Below are 17,402 nucleotides of genomic sequence, written 5' to 3' on the forward strand. Positions count from 1 at the left end.
TGCTCAGAGGTCGGCCGGGGCGGCCAGCTTGCCGGCCACCGCGGTGGCCGCGGCGACCTGCGGCGAGACCAGGTGGGTACGCCCACCGCGGCCCTGCCGGCCCTCGAAGTTGCGGTTGGAGGTGGAGGCGGCGCGCTGGCCGGGGCTGAGCGTGTCCGGGTTCATGCCCAGGCACATCGAGCACCCGGCGAAGCGCCACTCGGCGCCGGCTTCGGTGAAGACCTTGTCCAGCCCCTCGGCCTCGGCGGCCGCGCGCACCTGGAACGACCCGGGCACGATCATCATCCGGACGCCCTCGTGCACCTTGTGCCCGCGCAGCACGTCGGCCGCGGCCCGCAGGTCCTCCAGGCGCCCGTTGGTACAGGAGCCGACGAACACCACGTCCACCGCGACGTCCCTGAGCGGGGTGCCGGGCCGCAGGTCCATGTACTCCAGGGCCCGGCGGGCGGCGTTGCGGTCCGACTCCTCGACGAACTCCTCCGGGTCGGGCACCGCGCCGTCGAGCGGCGCGCCCTGGCCCGGGTTGGTGCCCCAGGTGACGAACGGGCTGACCGTCGAGGCGTCGATGTGGATCTCGGTGTCGTACTCGGCGCCCTCATCGCTGGGCAGGGTCCGCCAGTACGCCAGCGCGGCGTCCCAGTCGGCGCCCTCGGGCGCGTGCTCGCGGCCCTTCAGGTACGCGAACGTGGTCTCGTCCGGCGCGATCATGCCGGCCTTGGCGCCCCACTCGATGCTCATGTTGCAGATGGTCATCCGGCCCTCCATGGAGAGCTTGCGGATGGCCTCGCCGCGGTACTCCACGATGTGGCCGTTGCCGCCGCCGGTGCCGGTCTGGGTGATCAGCGCGAGGATCAGGTCCTTGGCCGAGACCCCCGGGCGCAGCTCGCCGCTGACCACGACCGCCATCGTCTTCGGCTTGGCCTGCGGCAGCGTCTGGGTGGCCAGCACGTGCTCGACCTCGCTGGTGCCGATGCCGAAGGCCAGCGCGCCGAACGCGCCGTGGGTCGCGGTGTGCGAGTCGCCGCAGACGATCGTGGTGCCGGGCTGGGTGAGGCCCAGCTGCGGGCCGATCACGTGCACGATGCCCTGGTCGGCGTCGCCGAGCGAGCGGATCTGCACACCGAACTCGGCGCAGTTCTTGCGCAGGGTCTCGATCTGCGTGCGCGAGACGGTGTCGAGGATCGTCATCAGGTCGCCGCGTCGGGTGTTGAACGCCGGATCGGCGTAGCCCGTCGGGGTGTTGTGGTCCTCGGTCGCCAGCGTGAGATCGGTGCGGCGCACCTTGCGCCCGGCCAGCCGCAGGCCGTCGAAGGCCTGCGGGCTGGTCACCTCGTGCAGCAGGTGCAGGTCGATGTAGAGCAGGTCGGGCTCACCGTCGGCGGACCGCACCACATGGTCGTCCCAGACCTTCTCGGCCAGGGTCCTGGGTTTCCCCTGATCGGGAGTGACTCCCACCATCTGGACATCCTAAATTCTGGGAGGTATGTTTCGGCTTGTGGGACACAGTATGAGCGGTGTCGGCGTTCTCGACAAGGCGGTGGTCATCCTCGCCGCCTGTGTCGACGGCGCCAGCCTGGCTGAATTAGTCGACCGGACCAAGCTGCCCCGGGCGACCGCGCACCGGCTGGCCCAGGCCCTGGAGATCCACCGGATGCTGGTGCGCGACACCCAGGGCCGGTGGCGGCCCGGGCCGCGGCTGGGCGAGCTGGCCAACGCGGCGCCGGACGTGCTGCTGACGGCGGCCGAGCCGCTGCTGTCGGCGCTGCGCGACGCCACCGGCGAGAGCGCCCAGCTCTATCTGCGCCGGGCCGACGAGCGGATCTGCGTGGCCGCCGCCGAGCGGGCGAGCGGGCTGCGCGACACGGTGCCGGTCGGTTCGGTGCTGCCGATGGTGGCCGGCTCCGCGGCCCAGATCCTGCTCGCCTGGGAGCCGCCCGAGGCGGTCATGCCGCTGCTGCCGCGATGCAAGTTCACCGGCCGCACGCTGGCCGAGGTGCGCCGGCGCGGCTGGGCCCAGAGCGTCGCGGAACGCGAGCCCGGTGTGGCCAGCGTCTCCGCCCCGATCCGGGACCGGACGGGCCGGGTCATCGCGTCGATCTCGATAAGCGGTCCGATCGAACGGCTCGGCCGCCGCCCCGGCGAACGCCACGCGATGGCCGTGGTCCGCGCGGGACAACGACTCAGCGGCCTCTGACCGCCCGGCACAGCAACGGCCGCCGACTCAGCGACCGCTCACCGCCCGGCACAGCAACGGCCGCCGACTCAGCGGCCGCTGAACCGTCCGGCGCGGTCACGGCCGCCGTTCAGCCAGGGGGCGATCCGGGGTGCGGCCAGGAGCAGCCCGAGGGCGAGCGCCGCGATGACCGCCTGCCCCATCCGGCCCGGCGTGACGCCGCCGGTCCGGTCCACCACGTAGTTGGCGTAGGCGTTCGCGAGCGCGTCCGTCGTCAGCACGACGGCGCCCAGCGCCAGGCCGGCCCGGCGCCGCAACGCCAGCAGGAGAGCCGCCGCCGGGTCCAGCAGCGCGAGGGACCCGAAATAGGCGGCCAGCCACGACGGCATCGCCGGATACGGATCGAGGCCGCCGAGGTGAAGCTGGGTCAGGTGCACGGCCGCGCCGTAGGCGAAGATCGCCACCAGCACCGCGAAGGTGACCCGGACCCCGCGCGGCGCATCCGCCCACCGGTGACCGTCCCCACGACCGGACACCGCGTCAGGGGGTCCAGACGGCGTTGTCGTGGGCGAAGACGACGCGGGCCGGGTCGAAGCTCAGCAGCCGTTCCATCCAGGCCGGCGGGAACGGCAGCGGCGCCTCGGCGCCGTCCCGGCCGGCCCGCCCGGCCAGCACATCGGCGGTGAACCCGACCGCGTGGTCGTGGCTCTGTCCCGCGACGATCACCGTGCCGTCGCCGCGCCGCACGACGAGCGACTGGTGGCCCGCGGTGTGCCCGGGGGTCGGCACGACGACCACGCCGGGCAGGATCTCGGCCTCCCCCTCCAGCTCCTCGTAGACCGCGCCCGGGCTGTCGATCAGCCAGGGCAGCGTGTGGTCCTCGACGGTACGGGCGATCTCCAGCTCGAGCCGCTGGGTGTAGATCGGCCGGCCGGGCAGCGCGGGGTTGCCGCCGCTGTGGTCGAAGTGCAGGTGGCAGTTGGCGACGTGCCTGATGTCCTCGGGCCGGGCGCCGACGGCGGCGAGCGCCTCGGGCAGGGGCACGCGATGGGGGCGGTAGTGCGCGTCCACGTCCGGGTCGGCGCCCATGCCGGTGTCGACCAGCAGCGCACCGCCGGGATGCTCGACCAGATAGCCGAGGCACGGTTCGACCCGGGGCGAGCCGGTGCCGGTCTCCTCGGCCGGCCGGATGAAGTAGCCGAAATCGATGCGTCGCACGTTGATGTCCGTCACAGCGACGAGTCTGCCGCCCACCGGCCCGGCCCGGCGACCCGGGACAGACAAAAGCGGCCCGTGTCTGTCGACACGAGCCGCTTGCTGCTTGTAGCCCCGAAGGGATTCGAACCCTCGCTACCGCCTTGAGAGGGCGGCGTCCTAGGCCGCTAGACGACGGGGCCAGAACACGCTGCACTGCCAGAACTTCTGTGGTGCCTTACCTGTTGCTTCCGGCTCTTTGGCGTGAGCAACGGTGCGGAACTCTATCAGAAGTCCAGCACCACCGCCCTTGCGGGAGTCGGTCGCGCTGGGGTACCAGGACTCGAACCTAGACTAACTGAACCAGAATCAGTCGGGCTGCCAATTACCCCATACCCCATTGGTACGGCTTGCCGTACCGAGTGGAAACTCTACCCGAGCCCATGGTGGCCGCCAAATCGGGTTCCCCTCCCGCGTTTCCGTGACCGCCCGACTACCGGAACATGTCCGTGTTGTCCCGGGCCCAGGCGGCGAACCGGGGGCCCGGCTGGCCGGTCAGCTCGGCCACCGTCAGCACCGCCACCTGCGGATGTCCGACCAGCCGGCGCAGGCCGTCGGCGTACCGGGCCGCGTGCTCGCCCATGGCCGCGCTCAGCTGCGCCCGCACGTCGCTCGCGCCGAGGGCCGGCAGCTCGTCCACGACCGGCCGGCATCACGCAGGCCGACGCCGAGGGGCTGGCCGCGGCCTCGATGGCCCGGGTGGCCGCGCGGCTCGGCCGCCGCCTGCCCGCGCCGGGCCACCGGCGAGTCCAACGACGCCTGGTGGACACAGCGCGGAAGGCTCTGGGAGGGGTTCGACGTCGAACAGCACCGCGGACCCGACCGGCAGGCCGCGGACGCCTTCGCCCACGGCCTGGGGCTGCTGCTGGACCGGATCGAGCGTCAGTCCAGGGAGACCACCGGGTTGCGCAGCTCGCCGATGCCCTGAACGCTGACCATCACGGTCTCGCCGGAGACGATCCGGCTCACCCCGGCCGGGGTGCCGGTCAGGATGATGTCGCCGGGCAGCAGCGTCATCACGTGCGAGACGTACGACACCAGTGTCGGCACGTCGAAGACCATGTCCTTGGTCCGGCCCAGCTGGCGCACCTCCATCTGCTCCGGATCGCGCCCCACCTCGCAGCGCACCTCCAGGTCGCTGACGTCCAGCTCGGTCTCGATCCACGGCCCGATCGGGCAGAACGAGTCGAAGCCCTTGGCCCGCGTCCACTGCGGGTCGGTGCGCTGCAGGTCGCGGGCGGTCACGTCGTTGCCGACGGTGTAGCCGAAGATGGCCCGCTGCGCGCCGGCCCGGTCCACCCGGCGGGCCCCGGTCGCGCCGATCACCACGGCCAGCTCGGCCTCGTGCTCGACCTGCTGGGACTGCGGCGGGATGCGGATCGCGTCGTTCGGACCGATCACCGAGGTGGACGGCTTGATGAAGATCAGCGGCTCCTTGGGCACCTCGTTGCCGTGCTCGGCCGCGTGCTCGGCGTAGTTGCGGCCGACCCCGATCACCTTGCTGGAGAAGATCGGCGCGAGCAGCCGGACGTCGGCCAGCGCCCAGCGCTGCCCGGTGAAGCGCACCTGCTCGAACGGGAGGCTGCCGATCTCGGCGACGGTCAGACCCTTGGTCCCGGCCCCCGACTCACCCTCGACGACGCCGAAGGACACGCCACCGGCATGAACAAAACGAGCGAAACGCACGGATAACCCCATCCATTAACGATGAAAACGCAGGACCGAGGCTACGCGCTGCGCGGCACGGTCTCGGCGCCCAGCCGGGGGAACGGGGTCAGCGAGAACACCACCTCGACCGGCACCTCGAAGTAGGCGCAGATCCGCAGGGCCAGGTGCAGCGACGGGCTGAACTCGCCGCGCTCCAGGTAGCCCACGGTCTGGTAGTGCACCCCGAGGGCGTCGGCGAGCTGGCGGCGCGAGATGCCCCGCTCGGCGCGCAGCATGGCGATCCGGTTGTACGTGATCTCGGTGCTCATCGGCCGGCCGTCACCCGACCCGCTGCATCGCCCGGTCGCGGCGCTCGGCCACCGCGGAGCCGGACTCGCGGCGGGCCATCCGGCGCAGCACCACCGGGGCCAGCACCAGGCCCAGCAGCGCCCAGAGGGCCAGCACGCCGAAGGTCTGCGGGTGCTGCCACGAGCCGCCGAGCTCGACGGTGGCCAGCGCGTCGGGCAGGAACACGGAACGCATGCCCAACCCTAGCCAGTAGACCGGGAAGACCTGCGCGACCCCGTGCAGCCACCCCGGCATGCCGGTGATCGGGTAGAAGATGCCGGAGACCGTCACCAGCGCGCCCAGCGGCAGCAGGAGCAGGCCGATGTTGCGCGGGTTGTCGAGCAGCGAGCCGAAGACGGCGCCCAGCGGGATGGTGGCGGCGAAGCCGAGCGGCACCAGCCAGGCCAGCGTGAGCCACCCGGCCGCGTCGATGTGCAGCCCGTCGACGATGAACAGGCTCGGCACGATCTGCAGGACCAGGCTGACCGCCGCCATCCCGCCGACCAACACCAGCTTGCCGATCAGGTAGCCGGGCATCCCGTGCGGCGTCGCCTTGGCCCGCAGCAGGGTGCCGTCCTCGCGGTCGGTGAGCAGCAGCGTGGCCACCGTCATCAGGCCCGCGAAGGCCAGGCCCATGCCCAGCGTGCTGGGCAGCGTGCGGGCGCCCAGCGACAGGCCGGTGCCGGGCACGGTGGCGTCGCGCATGAAGTAGACCGTGCCGACGAGCAGGGCCGCCGGGAAGAAGTACGTCCACAGGTCGAAGACGTTGGTCAGGGTCTGCCGCAGCTCGATCACGCCGCGGGCCAGACCCGCGCGGGCGGCGGTGGCCACGGCGCTCATCGGACCACCTCGAAGGCGGCGGCCGCGGCGGCGCCCCGGCCGGCCTCGAAGTCACGGACCAGGGTCATGTAGGTGTCCTCCAGGCTGGCGCGGCGCACCTCCAGATCCGCGATGTCCTCGCCGTACTGGAGGAAGAGCTCGCGCACGAAGGCGGTGGCGTCGGCGGCGGAGTGCACGTACCGGGAGCCGGCGCGGCTCCAGCGGATCTCGGACTCCGCCGCGACCCGGCGGGACAGCTGGTCGGCGGAGCCCGCGGCGATTATCCGGCCGCCGGCCAGGATGACGATGCGGTCGGCCAGCTTCTCCGCCTCGTCCAGATCGTGGGTGGTCAGCAGCACCGTGGTGTCGTCCACATCGGTCAGCCGGTGCACCAGGTCGTGGAACTCGCGGCGGGCCGCCGGGTCGAAGCCCACCGTCGGCTCGTCGAGGAAGAGGACCTCCGGCCGGCCCACGATGCCGATCGCGACGTCCAGCCGGCGGCGCTGACCGCCGGAGAGCCGGTTGATCCGGGTGCCGGCCTGGGCGTCCAGCCCGACCAGCTCCATCAGCTCGTCGACCGGCCAGGGGCGGCTGATCCGCGGCGTCGAGTGGTCGGCGTAGTAGGTGCCGAGGTGGTGCAGCAGCTCGCGGACGCGCCACTTGCCGTGGTCGCGCCAGGACTGCAGCACCACGCCGACCCGGGCCCGCCAGGCCTCACCGGCGGTCGCCGGATCGGCGCCGAGCACCCGGACCGCGCCGGCCGAGCGCATCCGGAAGCCCTCGAGGATCTCGATGGTGGTGGTCTTGCCGGCGCCGTTCGGACCGAGCAGGGCGAGGACCTCGCCGCGCCGGACAGTGAACGTCACCCCCTGCAGCACGTCGTGGTTGCCGTACCGCATCCGCAGGTCGCGGACCTCGAGCGCCGGCTGCTCCGGAGCCGCTTCGCGGCCCGTCACCCACTCCCCCGTCATGGTCTCCATGTCCAGCAGACTATCAAGGATGTAGTAGATGTACTACATTCGTTCACATGCCCACTATCACCAGCGCCGACGGCGCCCGGCTCGAAGTGACGAGCACCGGATCCGGTCCCGGGCTGGTCGTCGTCCCCGGCGGCCTGCGCCGCTCGCACCGCTGCCGCCGGCTCGCCGAGTCGCTGGGCGACTCCCGCACGGTGCACGTCATCGAGCGCCACGGCCCGGGCGACAGCGGACCGCCGCCGGCGGGCTCCTCCATCGAGCGGGAGGTCGAGGACGCGCTGGCCGTGCTCGACGCCACCGGCTCCGCCGAGCTCTTCGGACACGGCTACGGCGGGCTGGCCGCGCTGCACGTGGCGCTGCGCCGCGACCTGCGCCGGCTGGTGATCCACGAGCCGGCCGCCGGCCTCGACGGCGCGCCCGACCCGGCGTCCCGGCCCGGGCTCGAGCGCGGCGGGCCGCACGGACGGACGGCCACCGCGATGGCCACCTTCCTCACCGGGCTGGGCTTCGCCCCCGTCGGCGTGGTGCCGATGCCGGCCCTCACGGCCTTCGCGTGGTTCCTGCTGCGGACGCCGGACGGCCGGCAGACCCGGCAACTGCAGCCCACCGCGGCGCCCGAGGTGCGCGCCGCGGTCGGCCCGGACCCCGACGGCCACCGGTACGCGGCCGTAACATCGCCCACCCTGATCATTGCCGGCGGCCGCGACCCGGAATGGCAGCACCGGATGCAACCGCGGCTCGCGGCGCTCATCCCGCACGCCCGGTACGCGCTGGTGCCGGAGCCGGATCACCACGCGCCCGGCGGGAGCGCACCCGCCGCCGTGGCGGACCTCGTTCGGGCGTTCCTCACCACAGACGACGCCACGGCTCGATAGGAGTGGACTTGCTGGATACGCTGGTGCGATGCGGATCAGCGAAACCCACGCGCTGACCACCGTGCTGCCCTCGGTCAGCTGGATCCCGCTGGCCCGCGCCCACGCGGAGCGGGCCGACGAGATGACCGCCGGCCACCGCGCCCGCAAGGCGGCGGGCGAGAAGCACGCCATAGAGGATTTCCTGTACGACTACTACGGCACCCGCCCGGCGCAACTGCGCCGCTGGCACCCGGGCGTGGGCACCGGCCTGGCCGCGGCGCCGACCGGGGTGGCCGAGCACGCCTCCTGGAAGTGGTACAAGGCGCACCCGGACGGCGTCGTGACACTCGACATCGAGGCATACATGCACGCCCGCGGCGAGAGCGTGCGATACATCCACGGCCTGCTCACCGCCACGGCGTCCCGCCCGGCGTTCTCCGGCTGCTTCGGCCTGCACGAGTGGGCGATGGTCTACCGCCAGCCGGAGCACCGGCACTCCCTGCCGCTGCGGCTGGGCCAGGCCGAGACGGACAAGGTGGTCGAGGAGCACCCGATCCGCTGCACCCACTTCGACGCGTTCCGCTTCTTCACCCCCGAGGCGGTGGGCCTCAACCGCCTCCAGCCCACCCGGGCCACGCAGGTCGACCTGGACCAGCCGGGCTGCCTGCACGCGGCGATGGACTGCCACAAATGGGCGAGCAAGCTCGGCCCGGCGGTGCCGGGCGCCCTCGCGCTGGACTGCTTCGCCCTGGCCGGCGACATCCGGCTGCTCGACATGCAGGCCAGCCCGTACGACCTGACCTCCTACGGGCAGGAGCCGGTGAAGATCGAGACGCCCGAGGGCAAGGCGGAGTACGTGGCCCGGCAGCGGGAGTTCGCCCGCCGCGCGTCGGCCCTGCGGGCCCGGCTCATCCGGGTCTGCGACGAGCTGCTCGGGCCGGCCCTGGCCGCGGAGAACCGCGAGGCCGTGGCCCCGCACAACAGCTGAGCCGGTCAGTCCGGGTCGGCGCGGCGGTCGCGCTTGATCTGCGCGCGACGCTTCTTGGCACCGATGCGGCGCTCGACCGATCCGCGGGACGGCTTGGTCGGGCGGCGCTGGCGCGGCGGCGGCGCGATGGCCGCCCCGACCAGTGCGGCCAGCCGGGCGGCGGCCGCCTCGCGGTTGCGCAGCTGGGAGCGGTGCTCCGAGGCGGTGATCGTCAGCACGCCGTTGACCAGCCGGCCGCCGAGCTGCCCGACGGCGCGCTCGCGCAGCGCGGCCGGCAGCAGCTCCGAACCGGCCAGGTCCCAGGACAGCTCGACCCGGGAGTCGGTGGTGTTGACGCCCTGACCGCCGGGCCCGCTGGAGCGGGAGAACCGCCAGGAGAGCTCGGCGGCGGGAATCGTCAACCGGTCACTGACCCGTACGTCGTCCGCCACGCGCCCAGCATGGCATCGCCCGCGCCCGGACCGCCAACGCGGTCCTCAGGTGCCGACGATGGTGAAGGGCCGGGTCACGTTGTAGACGTGCAGGGCGTCGCTCGCCTTGTAGACGCGGTACCGGTACGAGCCCCGGCCCGGCGGCTGCGCGGCCAGGGTGAAGCGGCCCGAGCTGCGGATCTTCGCGCTGCTCACGATCTTCCAGGAGCCGCCGCTGTAGCGCTGCAGGTAGGCGTTCTGGCCGGCGTGAACGGCCGGAATGACGTTGCCCTCGACGTACCCGACGGTCCTGGCGGGCAGGGTCGACGGCTTGGACCTGATGCCGATGCGCACCCTGACGTCGACCCGGCCGGTCCAGGCGATGCCGTCCATGTACCGGACCCCGTCGGCGGACGTGCCCTTGTCGAACATCAGGTACAGGCGGAAGGCCTTGCGCTCGGGCTTGACGGTCACCGCCAGCGTGCCGTCCGCGGCGGTGGTCACCGTGGTCAGCAACCGCTCGTCGCCGTCGATGACCGGCTCGGCCTGGTCCTCCTGCACGACCCGGACCTGCTGGTGGGCGATCGGGTGGCGCTTGACGAGCTCGTCGATCCAGTACGCGCGGGCGCGCAGGGTCACCGTGCCGCCGTACGTGATCGTGGTGTTCTCGGCGGAGGTGGGCGACTGCCGGTCGAAGAACGCGCCGAAGCGGCCGATCGTGCGGAAGGCCCGGGGGAACGGCAGCGGGCGCAGGTCGACCATCCGGCTGGTGCCGTCGGCCCGGACGACGTGGATCCGGGTGGCCTCCCAGCCACCGTAGGCGCGCTTGCCGTCGAACGGGTCGAACTCCCACTCCCCGTCCTTGGCGGTGCCGCTGACCAGGTGGGGGGACTGGGCGTAGCAGCCGTCGTCACCGCCCGGGTCCGAGGCCGAGACGCAGAGGTAGGTGGCGCCGTCGATCTCGTCGGACATGTCGCCGGGGACCACCCCGACCGAGTCGACGATGTGGGCCCGGATGACCGCGCCGGGCGAGGTCTCCAGGTCGACCGGCGCGGCCGGCACGGTCAGCGACGTGATCGTGGTGGTGGCGGCGGCCAGGCCGGCGGACGGGGCAGCGGTGCCGGCGAGGAGCAGACCCGCTGAGGCGGCAGCGAGCACCTTCCAAGGACGCATAGACGTGAGTATGCGCCCGGTGGCTGCCCCGCCGGACGGGCCGAAAGCCCCGCGATGGAGCGCTCCGGCGGGCTCAGCCGGGATACTGGTGACGGCGCCGCCGGAAGACGGCCGCCGCTAGAGGGAGGTTGCGTGTCTGCTCAGCCCGCGCCGGTCACCCCGACCGGCTATCCGTGGCCCATCGAAACCGCGCGCCTGGACAACGGCCTGCGCGTGGTCGTCAGCGAGGACCACACCGCGCCGGTGGTCTGCGTGAACCTCTGGTACGACGTCGGCTCCCGGCACGAGCCGCCCGGCCAGACCGGCTTCGCGCACCTCTTCGAGCACCTGATGTTCGAGGGGTCGGCGCACGTGGCCAAGACCGAGCACATGCGTCTGGTCCAGGGCTCCGGCGGCTCGCTCAACGCGACCACCAACCCGGACCGCACGAACTACTTCGAGACGTTGCCGGTCGAGCACCTCGAGCTGGGGCTCTGGCTGGAGGCCGACCGGATGGGCGGCCTGGTGCCGGCGCTGACCCAGGAGACCCTGGACAACCAGCGCGAGGTCGTCAAGAACGAACGGCGGCAGCGCTACGACAACGTCCCGTACGGCGACGCGTGGCTGCGCCTGCTGCCGCTGCTGTACCCGCCGGGGCACCCGTACCACCACGCGACGATCGGGTCGATGGAGGACCTGAACGCCGCCGAGCTCGACACGTTCAAGGCTTTCCACCAGCAGTACTACGCCCCCAACAACGCGGTGCTGACCGTCGCCGGCGACGTCACCCCGGCCGACGTGTTCGCGCTGGCCGAGAAGTACTTCGGCGCGCTGGAGTCGGTCTCGGACATCCCGCCGGCGCCGCGCGGGCACATCACCGGCGCGGCCACCGAGCCGGTCCGCGAGACGGTGACCGGCAAGGTCCCCGCGCCCCGGGTCTACCTGTCGCACCGCACCCACCCGTTCGGCACGGCCGGGTACGACGCCGTCACCGTGCTCGCCACGGTGCTGGGCAGCGGCCGGGGCAGCCGGCTCTACCAGCGGCTGGCCGACGGCGCCCGGATCGCGCAGCCGGACTACATCGGCGCGTACGGCGTCGACCTGGCGCACGCGCCCGCCCCGCTGATCGTCACCGCCACCGCCAAGGACGGCGTGACCGCGGAGAGGCTGGAGGCCGGCGTCGCGGAGGTGCTCGACAGCATGGCCACCGAGCCGGTGACCGAGGCCGAGCTGGAACGGGCCAAGGCGCTGCTGACCACCTCGTGGTGGCGGCAGATGTCCACGGTCGGCGGCCGGGCCGACACCCTGAGCCGGTACGCGACCCAGTTCGGCGACGCCACCAGCGCGGCCTACCGGTTGCCGCAGTGGCAGTCCGTCACGGCCGGCGACATCCTCGACGCGGCCCGCACCCTGAACCCGGAGTCCCGCGTGACCCTGACCTACCTGAGCGACGAAGGGACCGACCAGTGAGCCTCGTGGCCACCCGGCCCGGCCCGGGCGACCCCCGGCCGTACACGTTCCCGGACATCCGGCGCGTCTCCGTCGGCGGCGGCGAGGTCGTCGCCACGCACATGCCGGGCCAGCACCTGGCCACCGCCGCCCTGCTGCTCGACGCGGGCGGCGCGCGGGAGTCCGCCGGCCGGGAGGGCACGGCGACCGTGCTCGCCAAGTGCCTGGAGGAGGGCACCACGACCCGCGACTCCGCCGCGTTCGCGCTGGCGCTGGAGGGGCTGGGCGCCGAGCTGTCCACCTCGGTCGACTGGGACTCGCTGCGGGTCGGTGTCTCCGTACCGGTGGGGCTGCTGCCCCGGGCGGTGACCCTGCTCGCCGAGGCCGCCCGCACGCCGCGCCTGGACCCGGCCGATGTCGCGCGGGTGCGCGACGACGAGGTGACCGCGCTGCGGATGGACTGGGCGCAGCCCGGGCCGCGGGCCGACGCCGCCCTGCGGATGGATCTGTTCGGGGCGGCCGAGCGGTACGGCCGGCCGCTGCACGGCGATCCCGCGTCGGTCGCGGCCGTCACCGTCGAGGACGTGACCGCCTTCCACGAGTCGTGGCTCAAGCGCCCGGGCGTGCTGCTGGTCGCGGGCGACCTGACCCGGCTGGACCTCGCCGAGCTGGGCGCGGCCGCGTTCGCCGGCACGACCGGCGAGCCGCTCGCCCCGGCCGGCCCGCTCGGCGTGCCGATCGCCGCGGGCCGCCGGGTGCTGCTGGTGGACCGGCCCGGCTCGGTGCAGTCGACGCTGCGCATCGGGCACCGCGCGCCCGAGCGCGCGAATCCCGACTACGTGGCGATGACGCTGGTGGCCACGGTGCTGGGCGGGGCGTTCACGTCCCGGCTCAACCACCTGATCCGCGAGGTGAAGGGCTACACGTACGGCATCCGGGCCGACTTCGCGATGACCCGCCGGTTCGGCCGCTTCGGGATCAGCACCTCGGTGCAGACCGCGGTGACGACGCCGGCGCTGACCGACACCATCGGCGAGGTGACCCGGACCCGGCTGGACGGGGTCACCGAGGAGGAGCTGGAGGTGGCCCGCACCTGGCGGGCCGGCCAGCTGACGGTGGACATGCAGACGCCGGGCTCGATCGCCGGCGCGCTCGCCACGCTGGTCGTGCACGGGCTGCCCGACGACTACTACGCGAGCCTGCGGCGGAGCCTGCTCGACGCCACGGTGGCCCAGGTGTCCGCGGCGGCCGCCAAGCACCTGCACCCGGAGGCGCTGACGGTGGTCGTCGAGGGCGACGGCGCCGCGATCCGCGACGAGCTGGCGGCGAGCGGGCTGGGCGAGGTCGCCGACGCCGGGATCTGAGCGCGCCGCGGGCCGGCGCCGGGACCGGCGGCGGCCCGTGGCTTGCCACGCGGGCCGGTACGGGGTTTCAATGACGCCCTGCGCTCGCTGAGAGAGCGCTCTCAGACCGTTGGGAGCCCCCCGCAATGCCCACCAACCTCTCGGCCGCCTCGGGAGCGTTCTCCCGCCGCCGTCTGCTCACCCTGCCCGCCGCCGCGGCCGCCGCCACCGTCGCGTCTCCCCTGCTCGCCCCGGACACGGCCGCCGCCGGCACCTGCGCGCCGCGGCACCTGGTCGACCGGACCCTGGCCGAGCCGGTGAGCCGCGCCTACCACTACCTCGACGTGGTGCAGGACGCCTACGTCAAGGGCGGCGAGCCCCGGCTGCTGCAGAGCTACAACAACGAGAGCGAGCTGATGACGACCGCGTTCGTCTACGACAACGCGCTCGCGGCGCTGGCCTACCTGGCCAACCCGACGGTGGCCAACGTGCGCCGGGCCCGGCTCATCGGCGACGCCCTGCTCTGGATCCAGGCCAACGACGAGAAGTACACCGACGGGCGGGTCCGCCAGGCGTACGCGGCCGGCCCGATGCTGTTCTACGGCGGCGGACCGTCCTTCCCGGGGCTCCGGCGTGAGGACGGCAAGGCGGCGTTCCTGTGGCCGTACGGCTTCGGCGGCTCGTCGACCGGGGACCTGGCCTGGGTGGCGCTCGCCCTGGCCCAGCTCTACGCCGACACCCGGCTCGGCAAGTACCTCGACGGCGCCGTCGCGCTCGGCGAATGGATCGCCGGCCGGCGGTCGCCGCACCGGTTCGGCGGCTACCACGGCGGCCTGCAGGGCGACGGCGAGACGGCCCAGCCGTGGGCCTCCACCGAGCACAACATCGACGCGTACGGGCTGTTCACGCTGCTGGCCAAGCTGACCCGGGACCGGCGCTGGCACGCGCGGGCCGCGGTCGCCGAGGAGTTCGTGCGCGCCATGTGGAACCGCGCCGAGCGCTTCCTCTGGACCGGCACCCTCGGCGGCGGGCCGGGCGAGGAGCCCGACCAGATCAACATCGGCAACGTCCCGGAGGACGTGCAGAGCTGGGCCCTGCTCAGCCTCGACGACCGGCGCTACGACGACGCCGTGGACTGGGTCACCGAGCACCTGGCGAACACCGACGGCGCCGTCTCCGGCGTGACGTACAGCAGCCAGGCGAAGATCCGTACCGGTCCGGTGCCGGGCAGCCCGGTGGCGGGCAACCGCGACGCGGTCTGGCTGGAGGGCACCGGGCACACGGCGCTGGCGCTGCTCAAGCGGGACGACCGCGGCGACACCGCGCTGGCCAAGCACCTGCTGCGGCAGATCGCGGTGGCCCAGCGGACCCTCGGCGCCGGGCAGACCGTGGGCCTGACCGCCGACCCGGACCACGGCCGGCTCTCCAACCCGGGCGAGGGCGGCACCTGGACCGGCACCCCGCTGCCCGCGGGCGCCGGCATCGTGGCCGCGACCAGCGCCTTCGACACCGGCTTCGCGTTCGGCTACTTCCCGCGCCAGCACGTCGGCGCGACCTCCTGGTTCCTGATGGCCGCGCAGAACTTCAACCCCTACCGATGATGTGACGTCGCCCGGGATAGCTCGATGATCGTGGCGGCGGCCGGATACCGTCGCCGCCATGACGATCACCACCCCGGCGCCCGTGACGAAGCCGGTCCGGGTCCGGCGGGCCGCCTGGCACGTGCTGCTGTGGCTGGCGGTGCTGCCCGGGGCGGCTTGGACGGCGGTCCGGCTGGGCGGCTGGGAGACCGGCGCGCTGGTGCAGCTGGTCGCCTTCACGCCGTACGTGGCGGCATGGTCGGTGGTGCCGGCGGTCGCCGCGCTGCTGAGCCGGCGTTGGCTGGTGGCGGCGGTCGCCACGGCCACGCTCGCGTCGCTGGCGGTGGCCGTGCTGCCCCGGGCGTTCGCCGACGGTGACCGCGGCCCGCAGGATGGCGTCGCGCTGCGCGTGATGACGTCGAACATGCTCCTCGGCAATGCGGACGCGGCCACGATCGTCAAGCTGGTCCGCGACAACGACGTGGCCGTGCTCGCGGTGCAGGAGTTCAGCCCCAACGCCCAGCGCAACCTGGCGGCGGCCGGGCTGGGCCGGCTGCTGCCGTACTCGTCGCTGGGCGGCGAGTACGGCGCGAGCGGCTCGGGGCTCTACTCGCGCTTCCCGATCACCAACCCGGGGGTACGGCGCAACAGCGGCGGCTTCAACCAGGCGTACGGCACGGTCCAGCCGCCCGGGGCCGTGGCCGTGACGGTGGAGTCGGCGCATCCGCTCGCCCCGGCCTCGCTGGAGATGCTGACCGGATGGCGCGCCGACCTGACCGCGGAGCCCCGGCCGGAGGCGGGCGCCGCACCCCGCATCCTGCTCGGCGACTTCAACGCGACCCTGGACCACCGGCTGCTGCGGGAGCTGATCAGCGACGGGTACCGGGACGCCGCCGACGCCGCCGGCCAGGGGCTGGTCGCCACCTGGGGCCCGTACGACGGCGACCCGATCCCGCCGGTGACCATCGACCACGTGCTGGCCGACCGCCGCCTGGGGGTCGGCGCGGTCAGCGTGCACAACGTCCTGGACAGCGACCACCGCGCGCTCGTGGCGACCCTGCGCGTGCCCGCGGCCTGAGCGGGCCTCACCCGCCGAGGCGCCAGGCGGCCGGGCGGAGGAATCCCCGGGCATCGCGCAGGTTGGCGACCAGCAGGCCGGCATCAGTCAGCTCGACCACCGAGGCGACGTCCCACCCGGCCGGGGTCAGCAGCCGGGTCCGGACCCCGGCGCGCCACAGCCAGAGCCGGCTGGTGCCGTCGTCCTGCTGGGCCAGGATCACCATCCGGCCGCCGTCGGCGGCGGCCACGCCGGCCGCGGACTCCTCCCCGGCCACCAGCGGGACGACGGTCGGCACGTCGGCGGCGTCCCAGTAGGCGGCGGAACGCCGGCCGGCGGCGTCGCTCAGGAACCCGGCGATGCCGCCGTCCGACGCGAGGCTGTTCGAGGTGAGTCCCGGCGTGCAGACGAGGCCGCCGACCGGCTGCCCGGGGACGGCGGCGAACGACAGGGTGACGTCGGCGCCGGGCACGCCGCCGGTGTGCCGCACGAACGTGAAGCTGGGCCGGCCGCCCTCGAGGACGTACCCGCTGTAGACCAGGCTCCCGTCGGGCCGGACCGGGCTGACGCAGGTGTTGCCCAGCAGGAACGAGTTCACCACGGGGAAGCCCACGGTCGCGCCGTCGCGCCAGAGCACCGGTCGCGCGGTGGCGCCGCGCCCGATGCCGTCGGTCACCCAGACCAGCGCGGTCGCCGGGCCGCCGATCGAGCCGACCGACCGGCGGTATCCGGCGTCGAGCTCGGGAGTGCCGCGCAACGGCGTGCGGACGCCGCCGCGGGTCACCAGCTCGGCCTCGCCCGCGGCCGGGCTCTGCGCCGTGGCGGTGGACACGCCCCACGGACCGGACGGGCCGACCGCGTCGACGGAGCTGCGGTCGGCGGCGAGCAGCGTGGCCGACCGGCCGTCGAGCGACCAGCGGACCGCCCGCGTGCCCTCGCCCGTCACGGACCCGGCCGCCTCGCCGAGATCGGTCAGGCCGCTCACCCGGCCGGACGTCGCGCCGCCGGGCAGCGGCAGCTGCTGCCGCAACCAGCCGGCCCGGGGCACCTCCGCCCAGCGCTGCGGCAGGTCGGCGAACGACGCGGTGCCGTCCGGACCGGTCGTGGTGATCTGGGCGGCGCCGGCCACGACCCCGAACGGCGAGACGTCGACGGCGGTCACGGAGACCTGCCGGCCCGGTCCCCCGGCGGGCACCGGCAGCAGCTCACCGCGCACGGCGGGAGCGGCCGCGGCGGGGCCGGCGGCGCCGGTCACCCCGAGCGCACCGGCCAGCAGAACCGACGCGACGACGCGCCGGGCAGTTCCTCGCACGGACCCGTCATCGATCATCCGCTATGTCTACCAGGTGGG

General features: G+C 73.8%; 18 protein-coding genes and 2 tRNA genes. 7 read left to right on the forward strand and 13 right to left on the reverse strand.

The window, feature by feature from the left end:
* Nucleotides 1-3: 3 nt before the first annotated feature.
* Nucleotides 4-1,458: a 3-isopropylmalate dehydratase large subunit gene (gene leuC / locus Ani05nite_RS32455; protein WP_203774713.1), complete on the reverse strand. Its 1,455-nt coding sequence runs from the start codon at nt 1,456-1,458 to the stop codon at nt 4-6.
* Between the two features lie 49 nt (nt 1,459-1,507).
* Here leuC and Ani05nite_RS32460 point away from each other — a divergent pair, with 49 nt between their 5' ends.
* The gene (locus Ani05nite_RS32460) at nt 1,508-2,194 is read left to right on the forward strand and encodes an IclR family transcriptional regulator (protein WP_023561932.1); all 687 of its coding nucleotides are present in this window, start codon (nt 1,508-1,510) and stop codon (nt 2,192-2,194) included.
* 68 nt (nt 2,195-2,262) lie between these two features.
* On the opposite strand, the gene Ani05nite_RS32465 is transcribed toward Ani05nite_RS32460, so the two are convergent.
* The 9 genes from Ani05nite_RS32465 to Ani05nite_RS32505 form a co-directional block, all read right to left on the reverse strand.
* Nucleotides 2,263-2,709, reverse strand: coding sequence for a hypothetical protein (locus Ani05nite_RS32465; protein WP_203774714.1), 447 nt, complete (start codon nt 2,707-2,709; stop codon nt 2,263-2,265).
* Between the two features lie 4 nt (nt 2,710-2,713).
* Nucleotides 2,714-3,391 carry an N-acyl homoserine lactonase family protein gene (locus Ani05nite_RS32470; RefSeq protein ID WP_239130857.1) on the reverse strand — a complete coding sequence of 226 codons (678 nt, stop codon included), beginning with the start codon at nt 3,389-3,391 and terminating at the stop codon, nt 2,714-2,716.
* A 106-nt stretch (nt 3,392-3,497) separates the two neighbouring features.
* Nucleotides 3,498-3,570, reverse strand: a tRNA-Glu gene (locus tag Ani05nite_RS32475).
* A 125-nt stretch (nt 3,571-3,695) separates the two neighbouring features.
* Nucleotides 3,696-3,767, reverse strand: a tRNA-Gln gene (locus tag Ani05nite_RS32480).
* A gap of 93 nt (nt 3,768-3,860) precedes the next feature.
* Nucleotides 3,861-4,067, reverse strand: coding sequence for a hypothetical protein (locus Ani05nite_RS32485; RefSeq protein WP_203774716.1), 207 nt, complete (start codon nt 4,065-4,067; stop codon nt 3,861-3,863).
* A gap of 242 nt (nt 4,068-4,309) precedes the next feature.
* The gene (locus tag Ani05nite_RS32490; RefSeq protein WP_203774802.1) at nt 4,310-5,113 is read right to left on the reverse strand and encodes a fumarylacetoacetate hydrolase family protein; all 804 of its coding nucleotides are present in this window, start codon (nt 5,111-5,113) and stop codon (nt 4,310-4,312) included.
* 41 nt (nt 5,114-5,154) lie between these two features.
* On the reverse strand, nt 5,155-5,403 hold the full coding sequence (locus Ani05nite_RS32495; protein ID WP_203774718.1) for a helix-turn-helix transcriptional regulator: 249 nt from the start codon (nt 5,401-5,403) through the stop codon (nt 5,155-5,157).
* A gap of 10 nt (nt 5,404-5,413) precedes the next feature.
* Nucleotides 5,414-6,262: an ABC transporter permease gene (locus Ani05nite_RS32500; RefSeq protein WP_203774720.1), complete on the reverse strand. Its 849-nt coding sequence runs from the start codon at nt 6,260-6,262 to the stop codon at nt 5,414-5,416.
* Complete coding sequence (locus Ani05nite_RS32505) at nt 6,259-7,212, reverse strand: ABC transporter ATP-binding protein (RefSeq protein WP_377881594.1); 954 nt, start codon at nt 7,210-7,212, stop codon at nt 6,259-6,261. Before Ani05nite_RS32505 ends, Ani05nite_RS32500 begins: the two co-directional genes overlap by 4 nt.
* Nucleotides 7,213-7,268: 56 nt before the next feature.
* Here Ani05nite_RS32505 and Ani05nite_RS32510 point away from each other — a divergent pair, with 56 nt between their 5' ends.
* The gene (locus Ani05nite_RS32510; RefSeq protein WP_203774724.1) at nt 7,269-8,093 is read left to right on the forward strand and encodes an alpha/beta fold hydrolase; all 825 of its coding nucleotides are present in this window, start codon (nt 7,269-7,271) and stop codon (nt 8,091-8,093) included.
* A gap of 28 nt (nt 8,094-8,121) precedes the next feature.
* Nucleotides 8,122-9,060, forward strand: a complete 939-nt coding sequence (locus tag Ani05nite_RS32515) for a 3-methyladenine DNA glycosylase (RefSeq protein WP_203774726.1) — start codon at nt 8,122-8,124, stop codon at nt 9,058-9,060.
* 5 nt (nt 9,061-9,065) lie between these two features.
* Here the strand turns inward: Ani05nite_RS32515 and arfB are convergent, their stop codons facing one another.
* Together arfB and Ani05nite_RS32525 are read right to left on the reverse strand one after the other, a co-directional pair.
* The gene (gene arfB / locus Ani05nite_RS32520) at nt 9,066-9,491 is read right to left on the reverse strand and encodes an alternative ribosome rescue aminoacyl-tRNA hydrolase ArfB (RefSeq protein ID WP_203774728.1); all 426 of its coding nucleotides are present in this window, start codon (nt 9,489-9,491) and stop codon (nt 9,066-9,068) included.
* Nucleotides 9,492-9,536: 45 nt separating this feature from the next.
* Nucleotides 9,537-10,643 carry a hypothetical protein gene (locus tag Ani05nite_RS32525; RefSeq protein ID WP_203774730.1) on the reverse strand — a complete coding sequence of 369 codons (1,107 nt, stop codon included), beginning with the start codon at nt 10,641-10,643 and terminating at the stop codon, nt 9,537-9,539.
* 132 nt (nt 10,644-10,775) lie between these two features.
* Between Ani05nite_RS32525 and Ani05nite_RS32530 the strand changes: the two genes are divergently transcribed.
* The 4 genes from Ani05nite_RS32530 to Ani05nite_RS32545 all read left to right on the forward strand — a co-directional run bounded on the left by Ani05nite_RS32530 (nt 10,776) and on the right by Ani05nite_RS32545 (nt 16,072).
* Nucleotides 10,776-12,092, forward strand: coding sequence for a M16 family metallopeptidase (locus Ani05nite_RS32530; RefSeq protein ID WP_239130858.1), 1,317 nt, complete (start codon nt 10,776-10,778; stop codon nt 12,090-12,092).
* Nucleotides 12,089-13,435, forward strand: a complete 1,347-nt coding sequence (locus tag Ani05nite_RS32535) for a M16 family metallopeptidase (protein WP_203774732.1) — start codon at nt 12,089-12,091, stop codon at nt 13,433-13,435. The genes Ani05nite_RS32530 and Ani05nite_RS32535 overlap by 4 nt, the downstream gene beginning before the upstream one ends.
* Before the next feature lie 125 nt (nt 13,436-13,560).
* On the forward strand, nt 13,561-15,015 hold the full coding sequence (locus Ani05nite_RS32540) for a hypothetical protein (RefSeq protein WP_203774733.1): 1,455 nt from the start codon (nt 13,561-13,563) through the stop codon (nt 15,013-15,015).
* 58 nt (nt 15,016-15,073) lie between these two features.
* Nucleotides 15,074-16,072 carry an endonuclease/exonuclease/phosphatase family protein gene (locus tag Ani05nite_RS32545; RefSeq protein WP_203774734.1) on the forward strand — a complete coding sequence of 333 codons (999 nt, stop codon included), beginning with the start codon at nt 15,074-15,076 and terminating at the stop codon, nt 16,070-16,072.
* Between the two features lie 7 nt (nt 16,073-16,079).
* Here the strand turns inward: Ani05nite_RS32545 and Ani05nite_RS32550 are convergent, their stop codons facing one another.
* Nucleotides 16,080-17,381 carry a hypothetical protein gene (locus Ani05nite_RS32550; protein ID WP_203774735.1) on the reverse strand — a complete coding sequence of 434 codons (1,302 nt, stop codon included), beginning with the start codon at nt 17,379-17,381 and terminating at the stop codon, nt 16,080-16,082.
* Nucleotides 17,382-17,402: the final 21 nt, after the last annotated feature.

It is taken from the genome of Actinoplanes nipponensis (genome assembly GCF_016862275.1).
Taxonomy (GTDB): Bacteria; Actinomycetota; Actinomycetes; order Mycobacteriales; family Micromonosporaceae; genus Actinoplanes; species Actinoplanes nipponensis.